At 65.9% G+C, this 22,481-nt stretch carries 23 protein-coding genes and 1 tRNA gene; 17 read left to right on the top strand and 7 right to left on the bottom strand.

The features are described from left to right. Positions 1–38: 38 nt before the first annotated feature. The 4 genes from AAFU51_07095 (at position 39) to rsmA (ending at position 4,125) form a co-directional block, all read left to right on the top strand. Positions 39–677: a hypothetical protein gene (locus tag AAFU51_07095; GenBank protein MEO1571019.1), complete on the top strand. Its 639-nt coding sequence runs from the start codon at positions 39–41 to the stop codon at positions 675–677. A 189-nt stretch (positions 678–866) separates the two neighbouring features. Then, positions 867–2,042, top strand: coding sequence for a hypothetical protein (locus AAFU51_07100; GenBank protein ID MEO1571020.1), 1,176 nt, complete (start codon positions 867–869; stop codon positions 2,040–2,042). A gap of 108 nt (positions 2,043–2,150) precedes the next feature. Then, positions 2,151–3,266: a VWA domain-containing protein gene (locus tag AAFU51_07105; GenBank protein ID MEO1571021.1), complete on the top strand. Its 1,116-nt coding sequence runs from the start codon at positions 2,151–2,153 to the stop codon at positions 3,264–3,266. A 70-nt stretch (positions 3,267–3,336) separates the two neighbouring features. Further along, the gene (gene rsmA / locus AAFU51_07110) at positions 3,337–4,125 is read left to right on the top strand and encodes a 16S rRNA (adenine(1518)-N(6)/adenine(1519)-N(6))-dimethyltransferase RsmA (GenBank protein ID MEO1571022.1); all 789 of its coding nucleotides are present in this window, start codon (positions 3,337–3,339) and stop codon (positions 4,123–4,125) included. Between the two features lie 150 nt (positions 4,126–4,275). Here rsmA and AAFU51_07115 read toward each other — a convergent pair whose 3' ends face one another. Then, positions 4,276–5,286, bottom strand: coding sequence for an endonuclease/exonuclease/phosphatase family protein (locus tag AAFU51_07115; GenBank protein MEO1571023.1), 1,011 nt, complete (start codon positions 5,284–5,286; stop codon positions 4,276–4,278). A 122-nt stretch (positions 5,287–5,408) separates the two neighbouring features. On the opposite strand from AAFU51_07115, the gene radC reads away from it, so the two are divergent. The 5 genes from radC to AAFU51_07140 all read left to right on the top strand — a co-directional run bounded on the left by radC (position 5,409) and on the right by AAFU51_07140 (position 8,220). Continuing rightward, the gene (radC, locus tag AAFU51_07120; protein MEO1571024.1) at positions 5,409–6,128 is read left to right on the top strand and encodes a DNA repair protein RadC; all 720 of its coding nucleotides are present in this window, start codon (positions 5,409–5,411) and stop codon (positions 6,126–6,128) included. A 69-nt stretch (positions 6,129–6,197) separates the two neighbouring features. Continuing rightward, positions 6,198–6,563, top strand: coding sequence for a hypothetical protein (locus AAFU51_07125; GenBank protein ID MEO1571025.1), 366 nt, complete (start codon positions 6,198–6,200; stop codon positions 6,561–6,563). A 73-nt stretch (positions 6,564–6,636) separates the two neighbouring features. Continuing rightward, positions 6,637–6,710: transfer RNA gene (locus AAFU51_07130), tRNA-Pro, on the top strand. A gap of 158 nt (positions 6,711–6,868) precedes the next feature. Beyond that, positions 6,869–7,348: a GNAT family N-acetyltransferase gene (locus AAFU51_07135; GenBank protein ID MEO1571026.1), complete on the top strand. Its 480-nt coding sequence runs from the start codon at positions 6,869–6,871 to the stop codon at positions 7,346–7,348. A gap of 299 nt (positions 7,349–7,647) precedes the next feature. Further along, the gene (locus AAFU51_07140) at positions 7,648–8,220 is read left to right on the top strand and encodes an NADAR family protein (protein ID MEO1571027.1); all 573 of its coding nucleotides are present in this window, start codon (positions 7,648–7,650) and stop codon (positions 8,218–8,220) included. A gap of 60 nt (positions 8,221–8,280) precedes the next feature. Here AAFU51_07140 and sufD read toward each other — a convergent pair whose 3' ends face one another. The 3 genes from sufD to sufB form a co-directional block, all read right to left on the bottom strand. Then, entirely contained in the window at positions 8,281–9,636 is a 1,356-nt protein-coding gene (sufD, locus tag AAFU51_07145) for a Fe-S cluster assembly protein SufD (GenBank protein ID MEO1571028.1), read from the bottom strand. Between the two features lie 88 nt (positions 9,637–9,724). Continuing rightward, positions 9,725–10,489 (bottom strand): Fe-S cluster assembly ATPase SufC, encoded by a 765-nt coding sequence (sufC, locus tag AAFU51_07150; protein MEO1571029.1) that lies wholly within the window; start codon positions 10,487–10,489, stop codon positions 9,725–9,727. Between the two features lie 102 nt (positions 10,490–10,591). Further along, positions 10,592–12,061 carry a Fe-S cluster assembly protein SufB gene (sufB, locus tag AAFU51_07155; protein MEO1571030.1) on the bottom strand — a complete coding sequence of 490 codons (1,470 nt, stop codon included), beginning with the start codon at positions 12,059–12,061 and terminating at the stop codon, positions 10,592–10,594. A gap of 374 nt (positions 12,062–12,435) precedes the next feature. Here sufB and AAFU51_07160 point away from each other — a divergent pair, with 374 nt between their 5' ends. Both AAFU51_07160 and AAFU51_07165 read left to right on the top strand, forming a co-directional pair. Beyond that, positions 12,436–12,819 (top strand): iron-sulfur cluster assembly accessory protein, encoded by a 384-nt coding sequence (locus AAFU51_07160; GenBank protein ID MEO1571031.1) that lies wholly within the window; start codon positions 12,436–12,438, stop codon positions 12,817–12,819. A 27-nt stretch (positions 12,820–12,846) separates the two neighbouring features. Further along, positions 12,847–13,566 (top strand): 2'-5' RNA ligase family protein, encoded by a 720-nt coding sequence (locus AAFU51_07165; GenBank protein ID MEO1571032.1) that lies wholly within the window; start codon positions 12,847–12,849, stop codon positions 13,564–13,566. On the opposite strand, the gene AAFU51_07170 is transcribed toward AAFU51_07165, so the two are convergent. Next, entirely contained in the window at positions 13,563–14,078 is a 516-nt protein-coding gene (locus AAFU51_07170; protein ID MEO1571033.1) for a DUF192 domain-containing protein, read from the bottom strand. The two genes, AAFU51_07165 and AAFU51_07170, sit on opposite strands and share 4 nt — an antisense overlap. A 102-nt stretch (positions 14,079–14,180) precedes the next feature. Next, a complete protein-coding gene (hemW, locus tag AAFU51_07175) occupies positions 14,181–15,386 on the bottom strand; it encodes a radical SAM family heme chaperone HemW (protein ID MEO1571034.1) in 1,206 nt (401 codons plus the stop codon). A 181-nt stretch (positions 15,387–15,567) separates the two neighbouring features. On the opposite strand from hemW, the gene AAFU51_07180 reads away from it, so the two are divergent. Then, positions 15,568–16,725, top strand: a complete 1,158-nt coding sequence (locus AAFU51_07180; GenBank protein MEO1571035.1) for a DNA double-strand break repair nuclease NurA — start codon at positions 15,568–15,570, stop codon at positions 16,723–16,725. 61 nt (positions 16,726–16,786) lie between these two features. Further along, positions 16,787–17,380: a hypothetical protein gene (locus tag AAFU51_07185; protein ID MEO1571036.1), complete on the top strand. Its 594-nt coding sequence runs from the start codon at positions 16,787–16,789 to the stop codon at positions 17,378–17,380. 39 nt (positions 17,381–17,419) lie between these two features. Here AAFU51_07185 and trpB read toward each other — a convergent pair whose 3' ends face one another. Next, on the bottom strand, positions 17,420–18,640 hold the full coding sequence (trpB, locus tag AAFU51_07190; GenBank protein MEO1571037.1) for a tryptophan synthase subunit beta: 1,221 nt from the start codon (positions 18,638–18,640) through the stop codon (positions 17,420–17,422). Positions 18,641–18,797: 157 nt separating this feature from the next. Between trpB and AAFU51_07195 the strand changes: the two genes are divergently transcribed. From AAFU51_07195 to AAFU51_07210, 4 genes are all read left to right on the top strand, one after another. After that, on the top strand, positions 18,798–19,388 hold the full coding sequence (locus tag AAFU51_07195; protein MEO1571038.1) for a vWA domain-containing protein: 591 nt from the start codon (positions 18,798–18,800) through the stop codon (positions 19,386–19,388). An 86-nt stretch (positions 19,389–19,474) separates the two neighbouring features. Then, on the top strand, positions 19,475–20,761 hold the full coding sequence (locus tag AAFU51_07200) for a dihydroorotase (GenBank protein ID MEO1571039.1): 1,287 nt from the start codon (positions 19,475–19,477) through the stop codon (positions 20,759–20,761). A 142-nt stretch (positions 20,762–20,903) separates the two neighbouring features. After that, positions 20,904–21,533, top strand: a complete 630-nt coding sequence (locus tag AAFU51_07205) for a hypothetical protein (GenBank protein ID MEO1571040.1) — start codon at positions 20,904–20,906, stop codon at positions 21,531–21,533. A 329-nt stretch (positions 21,534–21,862) separates the two neighbouring features. Then, positions 21,863–22,390 carry an O-acetyl-ADP-ribose deacetylase gene (locus AAFU51_07210; protein ID MEO1571041.1) on the top strand — a complete coding sequence of 176 codons (528 nt, stop codon included), beginning with the start codon at positions 21,863–21,865 and terminating at the stop codon, positions 22,388–22,390. Positions 22,391–22,481: the final 91 nt, after the last annotated feature.

Below are 22,481 nucleotides of genomic sequence, written 5' to 3' on the forward strand. Positions count from 1 at the left end.
CGAGCCGCCCCACACCTGGCCACCCGATCCTGAAAGTCATGCCTCTGCTTCGTCCGTCCCGCTCTTTGCTCTTGCTGCCGTTCCTCGCGCTGGCCCTCGTCGGCTGCGACTATTCCGTCAACAGCGACGTCGGCCCGCCGGGCCCTCCTGGCCGTGACGGCTTCGACGGGCGCGACGGGCAAGACGCCGAGGTTCTCGTCTTCACGTTCACCTTCGACGGGGGCGACCTGGCGATTTCGGAAGACGGTCGCAGCGCATTCGCCCAGGTCGAGGTCGACGATCTCACGCTCGACATCGTCGACTACGGCGTCGTCCTTGCGTATGCCGACGGCGGGCTCCTCCGCGCCGAGGACGCTGGGATCACCTGGACCGCGCTGCCCCTCACGCTCGGCGAGCAGGCCGACGACGACATCGACGTGGACTACACGCTCACGTACAGCTTCTCGTACGAAGTCGGCAACTTCTACATCGACCTCTTCGCCTCGGAGGCGCTGACGTGGGAAGACCAGCCCGCGCTCACCGTACGCGTGGTGCTGATTCCGGGCAGTGAGAGCGGCCTGATTGGCAACGCGACCGCCGCGCCCGACTACCAAGCGCTTACACAGGCGCTCGACCTCGACCAAGCTCGCGCGGTCGCCACCGAGGCACGGCCTGCCTACCGCCGCGCCCTCGACTAGCGCTGCTGTCCGATCCGAAGGACCGAGCCGTCTGCGGCGGCGACCCCCTCTCGCCACCGCTGTGTCCTCGGCCTTCCGCGCCGCTCTCGCCGTAACGAGGGCGGCGTTGCTGTGCCAGCCCCCGCCGTCGGGCGTAGGAACAGCCCCATAGCCCTCCTGTACCACCTCGGCCTTCTCCACACCGTCGTCATGCGCCGTTTTTCGCTCGCCGTTTCCGTCGCGCTGTGCGTGCTCCTCGCAGGGTTCGCAGGCGCGCCGCGTCTCCACGCGCAGGACCCATCGCTGCTCGAAGATCCCCTCTTCGAAGCCTACGCCAAACGCGGGCTCGCCGAGCTCTACGACATGCGCTACGACGAGGCGGCCGCCACCTTTGGCTTTCTCGCCGGGCGGCACCCCGACCACCCCGTCGTGCCGTTCCTCGAAGGTCTCGTGCCCTGGTGGCGCATCCTCGCCGACCTCGGCTCGACCGAGCACGACGCGGCCTTCCTGGCCGCGATGGACCGCACCATCGACCGCGCCGACCGCCTCCTCCGCCGCGACGACGACAACCTCGACGCGCTCTTCTTCAAGGGCGCGGCGCTGGGCTTCCGAGGACGCCACCACGCCAACCGCAAGAACTACCTCCGCGCCGCACGCGACGGGCAGCGCGCCCTCCGCTACGTCCTCCGCGTCAACGAGCAGTCGCCCGACAACCCGGACTTCCTCTTCGGCATCGGCATCTACGACTACTTCGCCGTGGCCGTCCCCGAGCGCCATGCCGTCGCGCGGCCCTTCGCCGCGATGTTTCCGCCCGGCGACAAAGGGCGCGGCCTGTCGAACCTCCACCGGACGTACCGCCACGGGTCGTACATCCAGACCGAGGCGGCGTACTTCCTGCTGCAGATCTACTACCTCTACGAGCGCGACTACGTGAAGACGCTCCAGTTCACCGAGTTTCTCCGCGAGCAACACCCGAACAACGCCTTCTTCCACGCGCTCGAAGGCCGCGTGCTCGCGCGGTTCGGCCACTGGGACCAAGCCGCTGAGGTCTGGACCGACGCCCTCGGCAAGGTGCGGCGCAATCAGACCGGCTACAACGACTCCGTCGCCGAGCAGGCGCACTACTACCTCGCCCAGCGCGCGATGCGGCTCCGCAACTACGACCGCGCGCTCACCCACTTCGCCGACCTGCGCCACGTCGCTGAGCAGCGCGATGGGACCTCCGCGTTCGTGGTCCTCGGCCGCCTCCGCGAGGGTATGGCCCACGACGCCAACGGAGACCGCCCAAGCGCCGAGGCCGCTTACCGCGACGTCCTGCGCCTCCGCGAGGTCGGCACGAGCCGCGACCGCGCCCGTCGCTATCTGGAACGCCCGTATCGGGGGTAGCCGTTGGTCGTTCGTTCCAGGTTGTTGGTGTGCAATACAGGACTGCGCGGAACAGCGCGGCTGCTTTCGGCTAAGGACTAGGCACCAAGGACAAGCGACCACGCCCCTATGACCTTCCGCTATTCCGAGTGGGACGAGGCCCGGCATGGCGACCAGCGCCCGGCCTTCGATAAACTCCTCGACCTCTTCCAGCAGCTCCTCTACCACACGGGCGGCGACGCCAACGAGGCGCTCCAGTGGCTCACGCAGCTCGACGAGCGCTACGGCTTCACCGACGGCGAGGACTTCGGCATCGGCGACTTCATCGAGGAGCTGAAGAACCGCGGCTACATCGAGCGCGACGAGCAGACGGGCGTGGCGCAGATCACCAAGAAGACCGAGCGCGGCCTGCGCGAGCGGTCGCTGGAGGAGATCTTCAAGCAACTCCGCAAGTCGGGGCGCGGCGGCCACAAGACGCCGCACATGGGAAGCGGCTCCGAGCGCCTGCCGGAGACCCGCAGCTACGAGTGGGGCGACGACCTCCGCGACCTCGACATCACTGGCACTCTCTCGAACGCCTTCCGCCGCAGCGGCATGAGCGGCAACCTCGGCGACTTCAACCTCCACGAGGACGACCTCCAGGTCTACGAGACGGACCACCACACGAGCGTGGCGACGGTCCTCATGATCGACCTCTCGCACTCGATGGTGCTCTACGGCGAGGACCGCATCACGCCCGCCCGCAAGACGGCGATGGCGCTCGCCGAACTCATCACGCGGCAGTACCCGAAAGACACGCTCGACATCGTTGCGTTCGGCAACGAGGCGTGGGAGGTGGCGATGAAGGACCTGCCCTACCTCCAGGTTGGCCCGTTTCATACCAACACACGCGCCGGACTGGAGCGCGCGCGGATGATCCTGCGGCGGCGCAAGAACCGCAACAAGCAGATCTTCATGATCACCGACGGCAAGCCCTCGGCGCACTTCGAAGCGGGGCGACTCTACAAAAACTCGTTCGGCCTCGACCGCAAGATCGTGAACAAGGTGCTCGACGAGGCCGCCGTCTGCCGCCGCGAGCGCATCCCGATCACCACGTTTATGATCGCCAAGGACCCGTACCTCCAGGACTTTGTCCGTCGCCTCACGGAGGTCAACCAGGGCCGCGCCTACTACGCCAGCCTCGACGACCTCGGCGGCTTTCTCTTCGAGGACTACGTCCGCAACCGCCGCAAGCGGACGCGCTAGACGCATAGCTGCGGGTCCAGGGTCGTAAGTCGAAGGTCTGCGAGCTTGGATGCTGCTTGACCTTCGACCTGTGACCTCTGACCTGCGACCCAAAAAAAGCCTCGGCCAACACTTCCTGCACGATCGCCATGCCATCGCGCGCATCGTGGCTGCGTTGGACGCGGAGCCGGATGACCCCGTCGTGGAAATCGGACCGGGTACCGGTGCGTTGACGAAGCCGCTGGCGGACCGCTTCGCCCGGTTGGTGGCCCTCGAAGTAGACGAGCGAGCCATCGAGGTACTGCAAGCTGAACTGCCCGGCCTCGACGTACGGCACACCGACGTACTCGACGCCGACTGGGCTGCGCTGGCAGCCGAACTGAGAGCTGGTGAACACGGGCTGACGGTGGTGGGCAACCTGCCGTACTACATCACCTCGCCGATCCTCTTCGCGCTGCTCGGCGCACGGCGGCACCTGCGGCGGGCCGTCGTGATGATGCAGAAGGAAGTCGCCGAGCGGCTTGTTGCGGAGCCAGGGACGAAGGCGTACGGGATCCTCAGCGTGCAACTCCAACTCTGGGCGCGGCCATCGTACCTCTTCACCGTCAAGCCGGGTGCGTTCAGCCCGCCGCCGAAGGTCGACAGCGCTGTCGTCGCCCTCGATTTTTCCGACATCGAAGAACCCGATGTAGACGAGGACCGGCTGCGGAACGTCGTACGGACCGCGTTCGGGCAGCGCCGCAAGATGCTCCGGTCGAGCCTGAAAGCCCTCGCGAAGCAGGTCCCCGGCGCGATCCCCGAGGCAATGCAGACGCTCCGTCCCGAAGCGCTCACGCCGACCGAGTTCGTGAAGCTCACACAGGCGCTTTTCGACGGATAGTGCAAGATCTGTCGGCATACGATCGATCTTGTCATGCTGAACTTGGTTCAGCATCTCAGCGATGTGCCGAAGTCCTTTAGTCGTCAGTGATTCTAAACCGAGTTCAGGGTGACACTAGCATAGCTCATTAAGCTGGCTTGTTAAAAGACTTCACTCCCGGGCAATAATCGTCGCGATGACAGGGAGGTGGTCGCTGAGGGTCGGTAGGGTCTCTGTGGCGAGCGGGAATGCGACCTGTGTGCTGTTGGGGACGAGTTCGCGGCGCATGGTGCCGCTGACGAGGAGGTAGTCGAGTTGGCGCGTGGGATCGTCAGACGGGTGCGTGTACGTCAGCGCAGGCGTCCGCGCGCGTCGCGTCGCCAGCGGATCGACGAGGGGGAGGGGGCGCACGGCCAGCGTGTCCATCGTCGGCGTTGCGGTGAGGCGGGCATATTCGCGGCTGTCAGGCAGCAGGTTGAGGTCGCCCGCTACGATTACGTTCGCCTCGGGGCTGAGCGACGCCAGGTGTGCGTTGAGCAGGTCAATCTGCCCGAGACGCCAGCCTTCGTTGCGCTCGCCCCGACCCGCTTTCATGTGCGCAGCGACGAGCGTGAAGGTGTAGTCCTCCCGTGCGCGCACCTCGACGGAAAAAAGGCGGTGGTTGACGAGGCTTGTCGATGCCGGCGTGCCGTCGTCGTTGGTCTGGCCCTCGATGGGCGTCCACACGTCCGCGAACGACGTCAGCGGCCCGAGCGGGAGGCGGCTCATCACGACCACGTTCTGGTACCAATTCGGGCTCTCCGTCGAGGCGAAGAACTGGTAGCCCATCTCCGGGAAGAGCGCGTCAGCGAGGAGCTTGAGCTGCTGCTCGCTCTCGACCTCCTGGATCGAGAGCACGTCGGCGTCGAGCGCGCGGACGGCCTCAGCGAAGAGCCGCCCTTTCTCCGCGACGGCGTCGGGGTCGGGCGCGTCCTCCCGGTCGTTGTCGATGTAGGGGTTGTCGAACGCGTCGATGAAGTTCTCGACGTTGTAGGTCGCCACGCGCACGGTGTCGTGGGCGGGGTAGGCGAAGTCCGAGGGGAGCGCCTGGGCGGTGCGGAGCGCATCCGACGGCGTGAGCAGGTCGGAACCGCCGCAGCCGACAAGGCCTACGAGGACAGCGAGGAGGAGAGGAGCACGCATGGGGAGAAGGGCTGGGTGAGTGGCGTCAGAAGCTACGCCTGAGAGGCATGACGCCGGGGTTACGTCTCCCGTCGCGGCGTGTCTACTCGCAGACCCACAGACGCTCACATGCCCAGACCCTCATGCAGCCTGCCGAGCCGCCCATCGCCTACCACGTCCCCATCCGCGAGTGGTCCGAGGACGAGCGCCCCCGCGAGAAGCTGATGCAACGCGGAGCCGCTGCGCTTTCCGACGCCGAACTCATCGGGCTCATCTTCGGCAACGGTACGCGGACGAGAGAGGGCAGCCTCTCCGCCGTGCAACTCGGGCAGGCGCTCGTGCGGACCTACGGCTCGCTCGGCAAGCTCTCCCGGCGCGACCTCCGCGAACTCAAGCGCGTGACGGGCATCGGTCCAGCGAAGGCCGTGCAACTCATGGCGGCGTTCGAAATCGGACGGCGCGTGGAAGCCGAGGGGCCGGGCGAGCGCGTGCAGGTCACCGGCCCCGCCGACGTGGCGCGCGTCTACGGGCCGCGCCTACGCGATCTCCCGCGCGAGGTCTTCGTGACGGTCTTCCTCAACACGGCCGGCGTGATCGCAGGCGATGCGACCATCAGCGAGGGCGGACTCGCCGCGTCCATCGTGGAGCCGCGCGCCGTCTTCCGCAAAGCGATCCTCGAAAATGCCGCGGCGCTCGTGTGCCTTCACAACCACCCGTCAGGCAACCCCGAGCCGAGCCGCGAGGACGTGCGCGTCACGAAGCAACTCGTCGAGGCGGGCAAGCTCATGGGCGTGCCGGTCCACGATCACCTCATCATCGCCGGGCGGCAGTGGACCTCGCTCGCCGAACGGGGGCTGATGTAGGTCCGCGTCTGGAGTTCACGAACTACGACAAGCCGCGCGGGTTGAGTGCGGACCACTAATTCGCTTCCGATGGAACGCCTCCAATGCAAAGCCTGCGGCGCGTTCGGCCTCGTGCCGATGGACGTCGAGGAAATCGAGATCGACGACGAAGTGCTCGCGCACGAGCCCGACGCGCGGTTCTACTCGTGCCACGTCTGCGGGGACAACTGGCTCGCGGTGCGGACCCAGAACGAAGGCCGCGCTACCGTGACGTTTGTGCATCAGATGGGACTCACGCCGACGCTCAAGCGAGTAGCGCACCTGCTCCCAGAGGCCGAACAGGATCGGGTCGAGCGCTGGGCGTACTTCCGCGACGACGACGAGATCGGGGAGGTTGAGTGGCAGGAGCACCTGACGCGCCGCCGCAAGATGCTGCGGTCGATCTGCACGAACTGAGCAGTCAGGGCTAGCTTTGCGCGGCTTTCACTTGGTGCTGGCCCGCGAGCGTCGTATGCTTTCTGACTCTAATCGGGGTGTGGCGCAGCTCGGTAGCGCGCTTCGTTCGGGACGAAGAGGTCGCTGGTTCAAATCCAGTCACCCCGACTGGCCAAGACGGCTCTCACTGTATGTGGGAGCCGTTTTTTGTCTGCTGGACGCGCATTGGCACGGGGTTGTGTCTCGCCGTGGAGCTCGATGCCCATCTGTGGAGGAGCGGCACCTATACTATGGCTCATAAGCCCGCAACGCTCCCAAGCACGCACATGGACCTTGCATCGCCTACCCAGGAATTCTCGGTCAGCCAGGCTTCGGTCGCCGATCTGGACGACCTCGCTCGCCTCTTTGACGCCTACCGCCAGTTCTACCGCCAAGACGCGGATCTGGATGGCGCACGGCTGTTTCTACGAGCGCGGCTCGATGGGGAGGAGTCGGTCATCCTAACCGCAAGAGCAGCCGAGCAGGGCGAAGCAGTCGGTTTCACGCAACTCTACCCCTTCTTCTCCTCGGTGCGTATGCGGCGGCTTTGGGTGCTGAACGACTTGTTCGTGGCCGCATCGGCACGCCGAATGGGCGTGGCTCGGGCGCTCATAGAGGCTGCGCACGCATTTGCTGCTGAGACAGGAGCCGCAGGCGTCCAGTTGTCTACGGAGCGCACCAACCACGCAGCCCAGGCACTCTACAACGACCTCGGCTACGTGCGCGACGACGATTTTTGGACCTACGAGTTCAGCCCGAAAACCTGAATCGCTACACACCGAGACACGCACAACTGCGACTCACCATGACGTCCTGGCGCCGAACGAACAACCGAGCCAAACTTGATCTCCACTTCCTTAACCGGGAAGGTATGGTCGCGTGCAGCCCGCGTGATGTGGAGGCAGCACACCGCGCCGAGGTAGAGGGTATCGCCACGACGGACGCATTGGCTGTGACTTGCAAGAAGTGCTGGGCCGTGATTCGCGCTGTCGGGGGCGTGCACGGACGAGCAGAGCCGTACGCGTAGTGCTTGCGAGTGAAAGTGCAGCAACCAGATGGTGAGGCTATGGCTCCACTTCCAACCACCCTTGACCAGATTCAGCAGGCCGTGCAACGTGGTAGGCGGTTCAAGTACCTCTTCTTTTGGGGGCATAAGCCGCGGTCCGACGGTCGAATAGGCAAAGCATGCCTCTCGCAGTGGTACACGGCGCCGTTCAGCGTTGATGGGTACCTATATCTAACGGCTGAACACTTTATGATGGCCGAAAAAGCGCGGCTGTTCGGCGATGAAGACATGCGACAACGCATCATCACCGCCCCTCACCCAGGCGCGGCCAAGAAGCTGGGCCGGCAGGTGCGCGGGTTTGATGATCCTACTTGGCAGGACGCTCGCTTCGACATCGTCGTGCGGGGCAACCAGGCGAAGTTTGAGCAGAACAAAGCGCTCGGTGAATTCCTCCGTCGGACAAATCGGCGGGTCCTCGTCGAAGCGAGCCCACGTGATCGCATCTGGGGCATTGGCTTGGCCGCGGACGACACAAGGGCATCAAGCCTGCGGTCCTGGCGCGGAGCGAACCTGCTCGGCTTCGCACTGATGGAGGCGCGCTCCGCTCTCCCGGGTGACTGGGCCTTGTCCTAACGAAAAGCGGGAGCAGCCTGCAAGCCACTCCCGCTTCCGTGTTGCATGCCAGGTCGGTCGCTATGCGTGCAGACGTGTCTCCACGCGGTCGAGGAGGTAGTCCTTCAGCGGCTCGACCTTGATCTCTTCGAGCACCTCGCCTGCGAAGGCTTGCAGTAGCAGCGCCTCGGCTTGGCGCTTGCCGATGCCGCGCGCGCGGAGGTAGAACAGTGCCTCGGCGTCGAGCTGGCCCGTGGCGGAGCCGTGCGAGCACTTCACGTCGTCGGCGTAGATCTCCAACTCGGGCTTGGCATAGTTGCGCGCGTTGTCGCTCAGCAGCACGGCCGCACTCTGCTGGTAGGCGTTGATGCGCTGGCTGTCGCGGCGCACGAGCACGCGGCCGTTGAAGACGCCCATCGCCTTGTCCGTGAGGATGCCCTTGTAGAGCTCGTTCGACTCGCAGTCCTCGGCGGCGTGGTCGAGCGTCGTGTGGTTGTCAACCTGCGCGTTGCCCTGGGCCACGTAGAGGCCGAGCAGGTGCGTGTCGCAGAAGGGGGCGCCGGGCAGCAGCGCGAGGTTGTTGCGCACGAGGCGGCTCGCGAGCGTCACCGTGATGGTCGAGCAATACGACTGCGTCTCCTGCACGAACTGGCTGGCGCGGATCTGCGAGGCGGCGTCGCCCTCGTCCTGGATGAGGTAGTGGTCGAGGTTGCCTTCCTCCGCGACGTAGGCCTCGACGGCGTAGTTGCCGAGCGTCTGGGCGCCGGAGCGGGTGCTCACCTGCGACTCGATGATGGTCGCCTTGGCCTGCGCTTCCACGACGAACAGGTGGCGCGTCTGCACGACGGCATCGTCGTCGGTGTTGAGCACCGAGATGATGTGGATCGGCTTCTCTAGCTCAATGCCTTCCGGGACGTGCACGAAGACACCGTCTTGGTCGAACGCGGTGTTGAGCGCGGCGAAGGCGTCGTCCTCGATCTGGAGATGCTTGCCGTAGTGCTCGGCGACGAGGTCCGGGTAGTCGTGGAACGCCTCGCGGAGCCCTTCGAGCGTGACGCCGTCAGGCAGCGCGTCCCAGTCGGAGAGCGCCTCGATGTAGACGCCGTTGATGACGACCACCGTGTAGGCGTCGAGGTCGGGGATGCGGAACGGGTCGAGGTCGGCCCCGACAAGGCGGGTGTCGTCGGTGAAGTGCGGGAACGCGTAGCCGTGGCGGAGTGCGCGCTCAACGTTGGTGTACTTGTACGCTTCGCGAATCGCGCGGACGGAGCGCCGACCGGGTAGGCCGAGCGCTTTGAACGTCTCGAAGGCGTGGCGGCGGAGCGCCTTCACGCGGTCGGGCGTGCCGTTGGTGCCACGGAGCGCGTAGGCCTTCTCGTAGGCTTCGACAGCGCGCTCGACGAACGGCGGGGCGGTGGAGAGGACGGGGGGCTGCATCGGAGGTGCGAACGTTTGGAAGTGAGAACGTATGGGTGTGGGGCGCACAGGCAGACGTTCTTACGTCCACACCTGTACACATCCACACTTAGGCCGGAACGGCGGCTTCCTGCTTGATCCAGTCGTAGCCCTTTTCTTCGAGTTCGAGCGCGAGCTCCTTGCCGCCCGACTTCACGATGCGGCCGTCGACGAGGACGTGCACGTAGTCTGGCTGGATGTAATTCAAGAGCCGCTGGTAGTGCGTGATGAGGAGGAACGCACGGTTCTCCGAGCGCAGCTTGTTCACGCCGTCCGACACCACCTTGAGGGCGTCGATGTCGAGGCCGGAGTCGGTCTCGTCGAGGATGGCGAGCTTCGGGTCGAGCATGGCCATCTGGAAGATCTCATTCTTCTTCTTCTCGCCTCCGGAGAAGCCTTCGTTGACCGAGCGGCTGACCAGCTTGCTGTTGAGGCCCACGAACTCGGCCTTCTCGCGCATCAGCTTGAGAAAGTCGCTCACGCTGAGCTCCTCCTCGCCATGGTGTGCGCGCTTGGCGTTGACAGCCGCGCGCATGAACTGCATCGCGCTCACGCCGGGTAGCTCCACCGGGTACTGGAACGCCAGGAACACACCTTCGCGGGCGCGCTCCTCCGGATCCATCTCCAGTAGGTCCTCGCCGTCAAAGTCGATGGCGCCCTCCGTGATCTCATAGTCCTCGTGGCCGGCGAGGATGGAAGCAAGGGTGCTCTTGCCGGAGCCGTTCGGGCCCATGATGGCGTGGACCTCGCCCGGCTTGATGTCGAGGCTCAGGCCCTTGAGGATCTCGTGCTCGTTGTCCTCGACACGGGCGTGGAGGTTGGTGATGGTCAGCATAGGTCTGGTGTCGTCAGAAAGGAGGTGGAGAAGTGAAGGCGGAGGGTGCGTACCGGGGCGTTCACACATCCACACGTGCACACCTCCATGCCGGCGTAGCCGCTAGCCGACCGAGCCTTCGAGTTGGACGGAGAGGAGCTTCTGGGCTTCGACGGCGAACTCCATGGGGAGCTTCTGGAGGATCTCCTTGGCGTAGCCGTTCACGATCAGGTTGAGGGCATCCTGCTCGGTGAGGCCGCGTGCCTTGCAGTAGAACATCTGATCTTCGCCGACTTTGGATGTAGTCGCTTCGTGCTCGACCTTCGCCGTGCGGTTGTTGATCTCGATGTAGGGGAAGGTGTGTGCGCCGCAGCGGTCGCCGATGAGCAGCGAGTCGCACTGCGAGAAGTTGCGGGCGTTCTTCGCGCCTTTGAGCACCTTCACCTGACCGCGGTACGTGTTGTTCGACTTACCGGCTGAGATCCCCTTCGAGATGATTGTCGAGCGCGTGTCCTTGCCGAGATGGATCATCTTGGTGCCCGTGTCGGCCTGCTGGTAGTCCTTCGTGAAGGCCACCGAGTAGAACTCGCCGACGGAGCCGTCGCCCTTGAGGATGCACGACGGGTACTTCCACGTGATCGCGGAGCCCGTTTCAAGCTGCGTCCAGGTGATCTTGGAGTTGCGCCCCTCGCAGAGGCCGCGCTTGGTCACGAAGTTGTAGATGCCGCCGTTGCCTTCCTTGTCGCCAGGGTACCAGTTCTGGACGGTCGAGTACTTCACCTCGGCGTCGTCCATGGCGATGATCTCGACGATGGCAGCGTGAAGCTGGTTCTCGTCGCGCATCGGGGCGGTGCAGCCTTCGAGGTAAGAGACGTAGCCGCCCTCCTCACAGATGAGCAGCGTGCGCTCGAACTGGCCCGTGTTGGCCTCGTTGATGCGGAAGTAGGTCGAGAGCTCCATCGGGCAGCGCACGCCCTTCGGGATGTAGCAGAACGACCCGTCGGAGAAGACGGCCGAGTTGAGCGCGGCGAAGAGGTTGTCAGTGTAGGGGATCACCGAGCCCATGTACTTCCGCACGAGCTCCGGGTGCTCTTCGACAGCCTCGGAGAACGAGCAGAAGATGATGCCCTGCTCGGCGAGCTCCTTCTTGAACGTGGTCGCGACAGAGACGGAGTCCATCACGGCATCCACGGCAACGCCGGCCAGGGTGGCCTGCTCGCGGAGCGGAATGCCGAGCTTCTCAAAGTCAGCCAGGATCTCCGGCGGCACGTCGTCGATGGAGTCGTAGCGCGGCTTCTTGCCGGGCGCGGCATAGTAGTAGGCGTCCTGGAAGTCGATGTTGGGGATCTCCAGGAGCGCCCAGTCTGGGACCTCGCCGTCGGTCTCGGCGAGCATCTTCTCGAAGTGGCGGTAGGCCTTCAGGCGCTCTTCGCGCAGCCAGTCGGGTTCCCCCTTCTGGTCGGAGATGAAGTGGATCGTCTCCTCCGAGAGACCCTTGGGGGCTTTCTCGGACTCAACCTCTGTAGTGAAGCCGTATTTGTAGCCCTCTTGGGAGACGTCCTCGAAGAAATCGTGTTCGGTGTAGGTGCTCATAGCGGTGGGGCGAGATTCCGGGGAGGCCCGAGGTTGGGGCCGCCTGGGGTTCAGGTCTGGAAGCAGCGTCGCCAGGACGCGGCGGGTGGGACGCAGAAGGGTGCGCGCAGAAGGGTTCCCAGCCGGACATGAGAAGCGGCGGTCAGGGCTGTGGCGATACCGGAGAGGCTGTAAGGGGTTCCCCCACAACCGTGTCTCCCCCTGGGTTCATCGAAGGCGCATACCCTCGCCTAGGTCTGTGCTAAATCGTTCGAAACGGCCAGCGAAGATAGGGGGGAGGTCCGAGCCAACGAAACCGGGCAAACCCCGAATCGTTCGGAAAGCCCACGAACTCACGCTCCGCACACCGGTCCTACCTACCGTCCCTCCGGCCCATGTCTGCTACCCTCGACAGTCCAGCCCTCGATCACGCTTCTGCCGGTGGTGCTGCCATCCAGATCACCGACCGGGCTGCCGCCAAGCTCCGCGCCATCGCCGACCAGGAAGGCGTGGACACGGACGCCGTCTACCTCCGCGTAGCCGTTGTGCCGGGCGGCTGCTCGGGACTGACCTACGACATGGGATGGGACACCACCCGCCGCGACGAGGACGAACTGCTCAACGCCTACGGCCTCCGCATCATCTTCGATCTGAAGAGCTTCCTCTACTTCGAGGGCTCGACGCTCGACTTCTCGGACGGCCTCGAAGGCCGTGGCTTCCACTTCGAGAACCCCCAGGCGATGCGCACGTGTGCCTGCGGTGAGTCGTTCTCGCTCTAGCTGCAGACCGCGCCGAACGCCGTGCACGTGCGCCGCTCATCCATGCAGGAGCCGCACCGGCGGCTTCGCGCCCGATACGATGCCATTTGGGCGGACGCACGCCCAATTGTGGCAGCTGGGCAGGCGCGGATCAATCCGTACCTGCGCGACGAGGTTGAGGACACGCGCCGAGGGCTGACCCTGGCGGCCCGCATCGCGCCCGGTCCGCGCTCAGCGCTGATGACAGCGCTCACCGCGCTGACCAACGACGAGCCGGGCGTCTACCTCTACCCCGAAGCGAGCCTGCATGTCACCGTGCAGTCCCTCGTGCAGGTGCAGGACGACGCGCAGCCCCTGCTCGCCCTCCGCGACGACTTCCTAGACGCCGTACGGCCCGTCTTGCGGCGCTCTCCGCCGTTCGGGCTCGTGTGCTGGGGCCTGACGGGGTCACGCGACGCCGTGCTGCTGCAGGGCTATCCGACGGACGAGGCGCTCGACCACCTCCGAGCTTCGCTCCAGGCCGCGCTCAAGCGCGCGGGGCTCGCGCAGGCGCTCGACGACCGGTTCGAGGTTGCCATCGCCCACGCAACCGTAGCGCGCTACCGCGCTCCGCTCCGCAATCCGGCGCGTTTCGCAGCCTGCCTCGATGCGCACCGGCAGACCGGGTTCGGCGCGATGACCGTGACCGAGGTCGAGGCGGTCGATACGGACTGGTTCATGACACCTCGCCTCGCCCGCGTCTGCGAGCGGTTCCACCTGCGAGGCTAGCGGTCCGTACGCGTCCAGGTGATCCGGTCGCCCTGCGTGAGGCCGACCTGGTCCACGAAGCCGGCCTCGGTCTCCAGCACGAACTGGCCGATGCCCTCCGAAGTCAGGTTTTCCGGCGAGAACGGTTGCGTGTAGGTCGCCGCGTTGAGGAACACCGAATCGGGACTGAAGAACATGATGTCGAGCGACAGCGGTGTGTTGGCCATGTAGAAGCTCAGCGGGCGTGGGTTGGGGAAGATGAACAGCATGCCGCTATCCTCAGGGAGACCGCTGCGCTGCATCAGGCCGCGCTGCGTCGCCGAGTCAGAGTCGGCGATCTCGATGGCGAGGTCTACGATGACGCGTCCGTCGGGCCGCACGATCTGCAGCTCGCCGTGCTTCGTGAACGGGATCGAGTCGGGCTGCTGGATGAGCGCGCCGGGCGGCACTTCGGTGCGTGCGGGCTCGTCGCCACCGCAGGCGGCGAGGACGAGGGCGGCAAGCAGGAGTAGGGCGGGGAAGACGCGGAGCATCAGTCTGGAATCGGTATGCGGAAGAGCAGCGGATAAAGATCGGGCGCGAAGAGGCGCCGCAGCGCGAAGCCTCAACGAACGAGGGGGCGCCAAACGTGCCGCTCAGCCACCGATCAGCTTGAGCGCCACGGCGTCGGCCACGACGGCGCCTTCCTTCGTGAGCCGCACACGTCCGTCGTCGAGGGGGCGGATGAGCCCGCCTCGCTGCAAGTCGGCGAGGGCGGACTGGCGCGACGTCTGGAGGTCGAACCCGTAGCGGTGCCGCGCATGGTCGAGGTCGAGGCCTTCGTCCATGAGGCGGAGGCTCAGCAGGACGTACTCGTCGCCCAGCGATTCGAGGTCGAGCGTATCGATCTCGTCAGTGGGGAGCTCGTGGAGGTCGAGCAGCGTGCGGTAGTGGCGCATGCTGCGCACGTTGGCCCAGCGGTCGGCGAGCGAGCCGGTGCGCCACCACAGGCTGTGCGCGCTCGGGCCCACGCCGAGGTAGTTCTGGTGGCGCCAGTAGGCCTGGTTGTGCAGGCTCCGGTGCGTGGCGTCGCCGTCCCGTGGCAGGGCGAACGAGCAGACCTCGTAGTGGTCGTAGCCTTTGCCTGTGAGGTAGTCGATCGTGAAGAGAAACCGCTCGCGCATGGCCTCGTCGGCGACGGGTTCGACGAAGCCGCGCTGGACTTGTTTGTGCAGCGGCGTCCGCTCCTCGACGGTGAGGCTGTAGGTCGAGAGGTGCGGCACGCCAAGGCGCAATGCTTTCTCCAGGTTGGCGCCCCACAGCTCGAACGGCTGCTCCGGCAGGCCAAAGATGAAGTCCACGGAGAGGCTCTCGAACGCCTCCAGCGCGTGGTCGACGGCTCGCTCGGCTTGCTCGGCGTCGTGGACGCGGTTCATGAACGCCAGGTCCTCGTCGTAGAACGACTGCACGCCGAGCGAGAGCCGCGTGACGCCCATCGCCCGGAGCCCGCGCAGGTAGTCGAGCCCCGCAGCGGGGTCGTCGGTGGGCGCGAGGTCTTCCGGGTTGGCCTCAAACGTCACTTCCTCGACATGGCTTGTGTCGAAGTGCGCGTGGACGGCGTTGAGGATCGTCTTGACCTCGTCCAGCGGCAGCAGCGAGGGCGTCCCACCGCCGAGGTAGATCGTCCGCAGCGGCAGGCGCTCTCCGTCGTGCCCGCGGCCATGCTTCTTGCCGACGGCCTCGATCTCCACGCTGAGCGCCTGCACGAACGCGCCGTAGTTCTTGTCGGTCGTCGTGAAGAAGAAGTCGCAGTAGACGCATCGCCGCGCGCAGAACGGAATATGGACGTAGAGGGAGGTCAATGAAGCGTGAAAGGGGAAGTTGGAAGTGAGAAGTCGGAGCAGTTCAACCGTCTCGCCGGACGAAGACAGCGGTGCTAAACCGGAAGCGCTCTACAAGGTTCGACCAGGATGTCGGGGTACGAGTAACTTCAGCCGCTGCTTCCGAGAGCCACTTCCTACTTCCAACCTTTCACTTCGCATCGTGCTCGATTTCCACCAGCTTCACGGGCAGTTTCGCGACTTCGCGGGCTACCGCCGTGAGGCGGAGGAGCGGCACGCTCGGCAGCGCCTCGACGCGCGGGAGGCGCTGGCCGGGTGTGCGGCTTCGTGGGAGCAGGTGTCGGAGGACGCGCAGCGGGCCGGGTGGCGGGTCCTGCTTGCCAACCTGCGTGAGGACCCCGGCGTCGGGCAGGCGTGCAGCCCGCGCCCCGATTTCGTGACCGTGGTGGCGACCGACGGCTCGCAGATTTACCCCGACCGCCACATCGAGCCGGCGTGCTACCTGCTCAACGTCGGCTGCATCGCGTTCCAGTACGGCACCACCGAGCCGCCCGTGATGCGCGCCGCGCCGAGCCTCCGCTACCGCGACCAGGACCTCGACGCGCTCCGCGGCGACGACGGCGAGGCGGCGATCCACGACCTCACCACCGAGGTGGTCTCGGCGCTGCGCGACCAACTCGAACTCGAACAACTCCTCCAGACGGCGCACGAGGCGCGGCGCTCGGCCCGCCCGATCCTGGCGATAGCCGACGGCACGCTCATCCGTTGGATGGTGCGCGGCATGAAAAACCGCCGCCTCGAACAGAAACTCATCGGCGACTACCTCCAGGTTCTCGATGCCTTCTTGGAGCACGGCCTCCCGGTTTGCTCCTACGTCTCGCAGCCGGGCAACAACGAACTCGTCAACCTGCTGCGCTTCTACTGCGGCGAGACCGAGCGCAGCACCGCCGCCGACACGCTGACGGGGTTGCTCGACCGGCATGTGATCGAGGACACGCTGGCCGTGGGCGAGCGCTCCGGCTGCTTCGCGTCCGGCTCGCACATCCTCGACGAGTACGGCCCGCACCGCATCTGCGCGTTCTACGTCCGGCTCGAAGGCGAAGTCGCCCGCGTGGAGATCCCCGCGTGGGTCGCCGACCAGCCCGAGTGGGTCGATCTCATCCACGCCGTCGTGCTCGACCAGTGCGAGAAGGGCGGCGGCTACCCGATCATTCTGCAGGAGGCCCACGAGCGGGCCGTCGTCCGGCAGCAGGAAAAGGCGCTCTTCTACCACATCCTCGACCGCCAGATGCACCACGCGGGCATGGCGACGACCGGTACCTCGCTCAAGGCCGCCTCCAAGCGCGCACCGCGCGTGTAGGTGGTTGCGTCATTGGGGTGTTGGCATTAGTTTGGTGCCGTTTTTTTACCCGCCCAGACCCATGCGTACTGCCCTACTTGGACTGTTGCTGCTCAGCGGCTGCGTCTCTTCGAACATCGAATCCAGCAAAACAGCGGACTATGCGACAGCCGTGGAGAAGCTGCACATCGAAACCCGATTCGTGGGTTTCTCCGAGGAGGTCGCTGAGGGAATGGTAGACGAACTCGGCTACCGCTTCCAAATCGTGGAAATCGAATACACGGTGCGTCCCCGCGTCGTCTTTTTGCAGGACGAGCCGCAGGAAGACCTCCCCGTCGTGTTCAGAGACGCGAGCGAAGGCACCACGCAGATTCTCATTATCGAAGAGAAGCAGCGAGAATACGTGAGGAGTAATGCGACTCCGCCTACTGCGAGCGGCGCACCTGGAGTTAATGGCGGCCTTCCTCCGACAGGCTACAACAACAAGCGTAGTCACACCGTGAGCGCAAGCCTGCACGACATGGCAACGAGGGAGCGCGTCTGGCACGCCACGGCAGAGATCACGCTGGAAAACGCCATGACCGTAGGCAGCAAAGGCGTTGGGAGCAGACTCGCAGAGCTTGTGTACGAGAAGCTGGCCGAGGACGGCCTCGTGCCCGTGATTCCGAACCTGTAGGCTGAGGAAGAGCGGCGTCGCAACGCCTCTCGTTTTGTTCTACAGGTACGCCGCGATCGTCTCCATGTCTTTGTCGCCGCGGCCGGAGCAGTTGACGACCACGAGGTCGTCGGGGCCGAGGTCGGCGCACACGTCGGCGAGGACGGCGAAGGCGTGCGCGGTTTCGAGCGCGGGGATGATGCCCTCTGTCTCCGAAAGCAGCGTTACGCCGTCGAGCGCCTCGCGGTCGGTGACGGGGCGGTAGTCCACGCGGCCCGACGTCTTGAGGTAGGCGTGCTCCGGTCCAACGCCGGGGTAGTCGAGGCCCGCGGAGACGCTGTGGGCGAGTTGAACCTGCCCAGCGTCGTCTTGCAGCAGCAAGCTCATCGCGCCGTGGAGGATGCCCGGCTCGCCGAGCGTGAGCGTGGCGGCGTGCTTGCCGTCGAGGCCTTCGCCCGCCGCTTCAGCGCCGACGAGGCGCACGTCGTCGTTCAAGTAGGGGTAGAAGATGCCCATCGCGTTCGAGCCGCCGCCCACGCACGCGACCACGGCGTCCGGCACCTCGCGGCCCTCCTTCGCTTTGAGCTGCGCGCGCGTCTCCTCGCCGATCACGCAGTGGAAGTCGCGCACCATCATCGGGTACGGATGCGGGCCGACGACCGAGCCGATGATGTAGAACGTGTTGTCGGGGTCCTGCACCCAGTCGCGGATGGCCTCGTTGGTGGCGTCCTTGAGCGTCTGCGAGCCGCTTGTCGCCGGGCGCACCTCTGCGCCGAGGAGCTGCATCCGCAGCACGTTGAGCCGCTGCCGCTCGATGTCCTCCGCGCCCATGTAGACGATGCACGGCATGCCGAACTTGGCGCAGACGGTAGCCGTCGCCACGCCATGCTGCCCGGCGCCCGTCTCGGCGATGATGCGCCGCTTGCCCATGCGCCGCGCGAGCAGGATCTGCCCGATGGTGTTGTTGATCTTGTGCGCGCCGGTGTGGCAGAGGTCCTCGCGCTTGAGGTAGATCTTCGGCGCGCCCTTTGGCCCAGCCACACGCTCGGCGAGGCGGGGTGCGAGCGTGAGCGCCGTCGGGCGGCCTACATACTCCCGGAGCAGCGCGTGGTACTCCGCCTGGAACGCCGGATCGGCCTGCGCTTCGGCATAGGCGGCCTTGAGCGCTTCGAGAGCCGGGACGAGGATTTCGGGGACGAACGCGCCGCCGAAGGCACCGAAGCGCCCGCGTTCGTCGGGCAGGGTGGCTGGGGCAGCGGGGATGGGCTGGGCGAACGACATGGACGAAATCGTATCGGGGAAAACAGGGGCGCGAAAGGTACGGCCTCCCAACGCGCAGAACGAGCGCACGTTGCAGTCCCCCCGCCGTCTCGTGCGCCCCGAATGCTTCCGCCCGCGCGTTCATGAATGCGACCTCCCTCACCAACCCGTCTCGACCATGAATAACGCCCTCACCGAACTCGTCTGCGTCATCGACCGCTCCGGCTCGATGCAGTCCATCCGCGACGATGCCATCGGCGGCTTCAACGCCTTCCTCGATTCGCAGAAGCAGGGCGAGGGCGACGCCCGCCTCACGCTCGTCTTCTTCAACCACGAGTACGGCCTCGTCCACAACGCCGCGCCCATCGAGTCCGTCGACCCGCTCACCACCGAGACGTTCGTCCCGCGCGGCAATACGGCCCTCCTCGACGCCGTCGGCCGCACCATCGACGACGTGGGTGCGCGGCTGGCCGAGACGCCTGAGGCTGAGCGCCCAGGCACGGTGCTCGTCTGCATCCTCACCGACGGCTTGGAGAACGCGTCGAGCGACTACACCCGCGACCGCGTCAAGTCGATGATCGAGCACCAGCAGTCGAAGTATGGCTGGGGATTCCAGTTCCTCGCTGCCAACCAGGACGCCTTCGCGGAGGCGGGCAGCATCGGCATCGCGCCGGTCAACGCCATGCCATTCGTTGCGAACGCGGAAGGGACGAAGGCGGCGTTCGCTCAGGTGTCGGCGCGGGCGACCAAGGCGCGCTCGAAGAAGTAGCGCACGGCGGTGCTAAGTCGGCGTGAGTGAGGCGGGTGCGGTAGCTTTCGGGCATCCATCCCGCCTCGCTCCACCTGCACACGTTCATGTCCGACCTCCTCCTGACCGGCGGCACGCTCCTCGACCCAACGACTGGCGAGACGCGCCGCGCCGATGTGCTCATCCGCGACGGCCGCATCGCCGAGATCGGCGAGGCTCTGAGCGCCGACGGGGTCGAGACGTACGATGCCACCGGCAAGCACATCTCGCCGGGGTGGTTCGACATGCACGTGCACTTCCGCGAGCCCGGGCAGGAGCACAAGGAAACGATCGCGACGGGCGTCCGAGCCGCGGCCTTCGGCGGCTTCACGGGCGTGGCGTGCATGCCCAACACCGAGCCGCCCATCGCCACGCGCGACGTGGTCGAGTTCGTGCGCAAGCGCGCCGAGGGCCTGCCCGTCGACGTGCACCCTATCGGCACCGTGTCGAAGGGCCGGGCGGGGGAGTCGCTCGCCGAGCTGGGCGACATGCAGGCAGGCGGCGCGGTCGCGTTCTCCGACGACGGCAGCCCCGTGCAGCACGGCGGGCTGATGCGCCGCGCGCTCGAATATGCCCGCACGCTGGGCGCGCCGATCCTGGGTCATGAGGAGGACCTCACGCTCAACGCCGAGCACGGCCACATGCATGAGGGGGCCGTCTCGACGCGCCTCGGCCTATCGGGCATCCCCGGCCTCGCCGAGGAAGCCATGATCGCCCGCGACGCGCTCCTCGCCCAGTTCACCGGGGGCCACGTCCACGTCTGCCACATCTCGACCGCCAAGGCCGTCGATATCGTCCGGCAGGCGAAGGCGCAGGGCGTCCCGATCACCGCTGAGGCGTGCCCGCACCACTGGACGCTCACCGACGAGGCCGTCGCCACGTCGCACTTCGACACGCACACCAAGATGCACCCGCCGCTCCGTACGCAGGCCGACGTCGACGCCATCAAGGCGGGCCTCGCCGACGGCACCATCGACGTGATCGCGACGGACCACGCGCCGCATGCGCCCCACGAGAAAGAGGTCGAGTTCATCGCCGCGCCATTCGGCATCCTCGGCCTAGAGACCTGCTGGGGGCTCACCGTCCGCGAACTCGTGAAGCCGGGTGTGCTTTCGCTCGCCGAGGCGGTCCGCAAGCTCACCGTCACCCCGCGCGAGATCCTGAACATCGAGGTGCCCACGCTGGCCGTCGGCGAAGCAGCCAACCTCACCGTCTTCGACGCGGACACCGAGTGGACCTTCGAGGCGCGGCATATCCACTCGAAGTCGAAGAACACCCCGTTCGTCGGCGCGCCGATGGTGGGACGGGCGTGGGCCATCTACAACAACGGGCAATTCGTCGAGGCATTGGTGTGACACCCAATCTGCCTATATCCTCTCGACTGGGTCATGCTGAACTCGTCTCAGCATCTCCTCGGTGTCTCGTAGCGCAGCAGTCGTTCGAGATCCTGAACCAAGTTCAGGATGACCACATCGTTTTAAACTGCCCAGACTCGCTATGACTGGCTTCGGGTCCCGGTCCTCGTCGTGGGGGCGGTCGGCGCGACCGTCGTGGTCGGGGCGCCTACTCTTCGCGCTCGGCAACGTGGTGCTGATCGTCCTCAGCGTGTCGCTCGCCTTTGCGCTCAACGAGTGGGGCGACCGGCGCGCGCAGGCAGCGCTCGTGGATCAGGCCCTGCGCGGCTTCGCGGTCGAGATCGAAGGCAACCGCGGCCGGATTGAGAGCGCGCTCGCGCACCACCAGGAGGTCGTCGAGCCCATAGGGTCGGGCGAGCAGGAGGGGCTACAGCTCCGGACGGCGTTTCTGACCGATACGGCGTGGGAGTCGGCGCAGGCCTCTGGCGCGCTCGCGCTCATGCCCTACGAAACGGTGGCCGTCCTCGCCGAAGTCCACGAGATGCAGTCGCTCTACATCACGGCCTCGACTGACCTCGTCGGGCTGCTCTACTTCGGCAACGTGTTTGGAAGTGCCCAAAACCCGACGGACGTGAGTGGATACGCGCCGGCGCTTCAGGACTTGATCTTTTTCGAAGGCGAAATGATCAGCCGCTACGATGCGGCACTCGCACTGCTGCCCGCCGCTGTGCCACCGGCAACCGAGTCACCAGCAACCGAAGAGGCAGAATGAAACCCATCCTTCCCTCAGCTGCGCTGACGACCGCGCACGTCCCGTCACCGGATGCGCCCGCGAGCGAGGTGATCCGCTTCGCTACGTCGATGAACGGCTACCAGGTCGTCGGCGGCAAGGCGTCCGACCTCGGGCGCTACGTCAAGCGGTTCGGGGGCGATGCGTACGAGGACCTCAGCCTCGACGACCTGCGCATTCTGCTCTTTGCACGGCAGCGTCAGCACTACCACCAGGGCGGAGGCTACCCAGGCGAACCCGATGCGCTGGTGCTGGAAATGCGGGCGATCATAGTGGAGGTCGCGAGGCGTATCGAGGCGCGTGGGCCCGGCATGGGCGTCTGGCAGGGCAACATCACGCGGCTCAAGGTCGATGCCATCGTGAACGCGGCGAACAAGACGCTGGCAGGAGGCGGCGGTGTGGACGGTGCGATCCATCGCGCAGCCGGACCCAACCTGAAAGAGGCGTGCCTAGAGTTACCCGAGGTGTCGCCGAGCGTCCGCTGTCCGGTCGGCGAGGCCCGTATCACGGAAGGCTTCAAGCTTCCCGCACAGCACGTCATTCACGCCGTCGGCCCCGTGTGGCGCGGTGGTGACGACGGCGAGCGTGGGTTGCTAGCGGCGGCGTACCGCAACAGCCTCGCGCTGGCAGCCGAGCACAAGCTCGCGACCATCGCCTTCCCCACGATCTCGACGGGCGCGTTTAGCTTCCCGGCGCACGAGGCGGCCCGGATTGCTGTCGAGACGATCGCAGCGTTCCAGGCCAGGCGGGCTGCTCCCGAGCGGATGGTGCTCGTGGCTTTCGATGCTAAGAGTGAAAAAGCGTGGCGACAGGCGTTGCAGCGACACGCTCGCGTGTAGGTTTGGGCGTGGTTTTCGCCATGCGTTCCTGTGTCGGGAGCGCTTCCGGCGCTACCTTACTCGTCTCCCATCGCTCGCGAAATCAGCACCC

It is taken from the genome of Bacteroidota bacterium (assembly GCA_039821555.1).
GTDB lineage: Bacteria > Bacteroidota > Rhodothermia > Rhodothermales > Rubricoccaceae > JBCBEX01.

What these genes read in the sequence shown, in the direction of transcription:
- AAFU51_07095 (MEO1571019.1), top strand. Translation starts at nt 39, where the DNA reads ATGCCTCTGCTTCGTCCGTCCCGCTCTTTGCTCTTGCTGCCGTTCCTC.
- AAFU51_07100 (MEO1571020.1), top strand. Translation starts at nt 867, where the DNA reads ATGCGCCGTTTTTCGCTCGCCGTTTCCGTCGCGCTGTGCGTGCTCCTC.
- AAFU51_07105 (MEO1571021.1), top strand. Translation starts at nt 2,151, where the DNA reads ATGACCTTCCGCTATTCCGAGTGGGACGAGGCCCGGCATGGCGACCAG.
- AAFU51_07115 (MEO1571023.1), bottom strand. Translation starts at nt 5,286, where the DNA reads ATGCGTGCTCCTCTCCTCCTCGCTGTCCTCGTAGGCCTTGTCGGCTGC.
- radC (MEO1571024.1), top strand. Translation starts at nt 5,409, where the DNA reads ATGCAGCCTGCCGAGCCGCCCATCGCCTACCACGTCCCCATCCGCGAG.
- AAFU51_07125 (MEO1571025.1), top strand. Translation starts at nt 6,198, where the DNA reads ATGGAACGCCTCCAATGCAAAGCCTGCGGCGCGTTCGGCCTCGTGCCG.
- AAFU51_07135 (MEO1571026.1), top strand. Translation starts at nt 6,869, where the DNA reads ATGGACCTTGCATCGCCTACCCAGGAATTCTCGGTCAGCCAGGCTTCG.
- AAFU51_07140 (MEO1571027.1), top strand. Translation starts at nt 7,648, where the DNA reads ATGGCTCCACTTCCAACCACCCTTGACCAGATTCAGCAGGCCGTGCAA.
- sufD (MEO1571028.1), bottom strand. Translation starts at nt 9,636, where the DNA reads ATGCAGCCCCCCGTCCTCTCCACCGCCCCGCCGTTCGTCGAGCGCGCT.
- sufC (MEO1571029.1), bottom strand. Translation starts at nt 10,489, where the DNA reads ATGCTGACCATCACCAACCTCCACGCCCGTGTCGAGGACAACGAGCAC.
- sufB (MEO1571030.1), bottom strand. Translation starts at nt 12,061, where the DNA reads ATGAGCACCTACACCGAACACGATTTCTTCGAGGACGTCTCCCAAGAG.
- AAFU51_07160 (MEO1571031.1), top strand. Translation starts at nt 12,436, where the DNA reads ATGTCTGCTACCCTCGACAGTCCAGCCCTCGATCACGCTTCTGCCGGT.
- AAFU51_07170 (MEO1571033.1), bottom strand. Translation starts at nt 14,078, where the DNA reads ATGCTCCGCGTCTTCCCCGCCCTACTCCTGCTTGCCGCCCTCGTCCTC.
- AAFU51_07185 (MEO1571036.1), top strand. Translation starts at nt 16,787, where the DNA reads ATGCGTACTGCCCTACTTGGACTGTTGCTGCTCAGCGGCTGCGTCTCT.
- trpB (MEO1571037.1), bottom strand. Translation starts at nt 18,640, where the DNA reads ATGTCGTTCGCCCAGCCCATCCCCGCTGCCCCAGCCACCCTGCCCGAC.
- AAFU51_07195 (MEO1571038.1), top strand. Translation starts at nt 18,798, where the DNA reads ATGAATAACGCCCTCACCGAACTCGTCTGCGTCATCGACCGCTCCGGC.
- AAFU51_07200 (MEO1571039.1), top strand. Translation starts at nt 19,475, where the DNA reads ATGTCCGACCTCCTCCTGACCGGCGGCACGCTCCTCGACCCAACGACT.
- AAFU51_07205 (MEO1571040.1), top strand. Translation starts at nt 20,904, where the DNA reads ATGACTGGCTTCGGGTCCCGGTCCTCGTCGTGGGGGCGGTCGGCGCGA.
- AAFU51_07210 (MEO1571041.1), top strand. Translation starts at nt 21,863, where the DNA reads ATGGGCGTCTGGCAGGGCAACATCACGCGGCTCAAGGTCGATGCCATC.